The following is a 2,630-nucleotide window of genomic DNA, read 5'->3' as shown; positions in this document are numbered from 1 at the left end:
CGCCGACAGCCGGACCCGTGCGTCCGCGCTCCGAGAGGCGCTCGCCACGCGTGTGGTGGTCGCCGACGGGGCCATGGGCACGATGCTCCAGGCCCAGGACCCCACCCTCGACGACTTCGAGCAGCTCGAGGGCTGCAACGAGATCCTGAACCTCACGCGCCCCGACATCGTCCGCTCCGTCCACGAGGCGTACTTCGCGGTGGGCGTGGACTGCGTCGAGACCAACACCTTCGGGGCCAACCACTCCGCGCTCGGCGAGTACGAGATCTCCGGGCGGGTGTACGAGCTGTCCGAGGCCGGTGCGCGGGTGGCCCGCGAGGTCGCCGACGAGTTCACGGCCAGGGACGGCCGGCAGCGGTGGGTCCTCGGTTCGATGGGGCCCGGGACGAAGCTGCCCACGCTGGGCCACGCCCCGTACACGACCCTGCGTGACGCCTACCAGCGCAATGCGGAGGGCTTGGTGGCGGGTGGGGCGGATGCCCTGCTGGTGGAGACCACGCAGGACCTGCTCCAGACCAAGGCGGCGGTCCTCGGTGCCCGCCGGGGTCTGGAGGCGCTGGGTCTGGACCTGCCGGTGATCGTGTCGGTGACGGTCGAGACCACCGGCACGATGCTGCTGGGCTCCGAGATCGGCGCGGCCCTGACCGCCCTGGAGCCGTTGGGCATCGACATGATCGGTCTGAACTGCGCCACCGGCCCGGCCGAGATGAGCGAGCACCTGCGCTACCTCGCCCGCAACGCCCGCATCCCGCTGTCCTGCATGCCCAACGCCGGCCTGCCGGTCCTCACCAAGGACGGCGCCAGCTACCCGCTGACCGCGCCCGAGCTGGCCAACGCGCAGGAGACGTTCGTGCGGGAGTACGGGCTGTCGCTGGTGGGGGGCTGCTGCGGTACGACCCCGGAGCACCTGCGCCGGGTCGTGGAGCGGGTGCGGGGTGTGGTGCCGCCCGCCCGTGACCCCCGCCCCGAGCCGGGGGCGGCCTCGCTGTACCAGTCGGTGCCGTTCCGGCAGGACACCTCCTACCTGGCGATCGGCGAGCGCACCAACGCCAACGGCTCCAGGAAGTTCCGCGAGGCCATGCTGGAGGGCCGCTGGGACGACTGTGTGGAGATGGCGCGGGAGCAGATCCGCGAGGGCGCGCACATGCTGGATCTGTGCGTGGACTACGTCGGCCGGGACGGCGTCGCCGACATGGAGGAACTCGCGGGCCGTTTCGCCACCGCCTCCACGCTGCCGGTCGTGCTGGACTCCACCGAGGTGGATGTGATCCGGGCCGGGCTGGAGAAGCTGGGCGGGCGCGCGGTGATCAACTCGGTGAACTACGAGGACGGCGCCGGCCCGGACTCCCGGTTCGCGCGGGTCACGCGGCTGGCGCGGGAGCACGGTGCGGCGCTGATCGCGCTGACGATCGACGAGGAGGGGCAGGCCCGTACCCCGCAGAAGAAGGTGGAGATCGCCGAGCGGCTGATCGCGGACCTGACGGGGAACTGGGGCATCCGCGAGGAGGACATCCTCATCGACACCCTGACCTTCACCATCTGCACCGGTCAGGAGGAGTCCCGCAAGGACGGTCTGGCCACCATCGAGGCGATCCGGGAGCTGAAGCGCCGCCACCCGGACGTGCAGACCACGCTCGGTCTGTCGAACATCTCCTTCGGTCTGAACCCGGCCGCCCGCATCCTTTTGAACTCCGTCTTCCTGGACGAGTGTGTGAAGGCGGGGCTGGACTCGGCGATCGTGCACGCCTCGAAGATCCTGCCCATCGCCCGGTTCGACGAGGAACAGGTCACCACGGCGCTGGACCTGATCTACGACCGGCGCAGCGAGGGCTACGACCCGCTGCAGAAGCTGATGCAGCTGTTCGAGGGCGCCACGGCGAAGTCGCTGAAGGCGGGCAAGGCCGAGGAGCTGGCCGCGCTGCCGCTCGAGGAGCGCCTGAAGCGGCGGATCATCGACGGTGAGCGCAACGGTCTGGAGGCGGACCTGGACGAGGCGCTCCGGGACCGGCCGGCCCTGGACATCGTCAACGACACGCTGCTGGACGGGATGAAGGTCGTCGGTGACCTGTTCGGCTCCGGGCAGATGCAGCTGCCGTTCGTGCTGCAGTCCGCCGAGGTGATGAAGGCGGCGGTGGCTCATCTGGAGCCGCACATGGAGAAGTCGGACGCCGAGGGCAAGGGCACGATCGTGCTGGCGACCGTGCGCGGGGACGTCCACGACATCGGCAAGAACCTCGTCGACATCATCCTGTCCAACAACGGCTACAACGTGGTCAACCTCGGTATCAAGCAGCCGGTCTCGGCGATCCTGGAGGCCGCCGACGAGCACAGGGCCGACGTCATCGGGATGTCCGGGCTGCTGGTGAAGTCCACCGTGATCATGAAGGAGAACCTCCAGGAGCTGAACCAGCGGGGACTGGCCGCGCGCTTCCCGGTCATCCTCGGCGGTGCCGCCCTGACCCGCGCCTACGTCGAGCAGGACCTGTACGAGATCTACGAGGGCGAGGTCCGCTACGCCCGCGACGCCTTCGAGGGCCTGCGCCTGATGGACGCCCTCATCGGCGTCAAGCGCGGCGTACCCGGGGCGAAGCTGCCCGAACTGAAGCAGCGCCGGGTGCGCGCCACGGCCG

General features: G+C 70.0%; 1 protein-coding gene. It reads left to right on the top strand.

Annotated features, from left to right (window positions below; genetic code table 11):
• Window positions 1–2,630 (top strand): methionine synthase (gene metH, locus ACZ60X_RS43830; protein WP_469611428.1); only part of this gene is annotated, 2,630 nt, incomplete at both ends.

It is taken from the genome of Streptomyces sp. NPDC104106, assembly GCF_055584345.1.
Note: the sequence above shows the minus strand (reverse complement) of the source record. Positions and strands in the feature narration are given on the sequence as shown.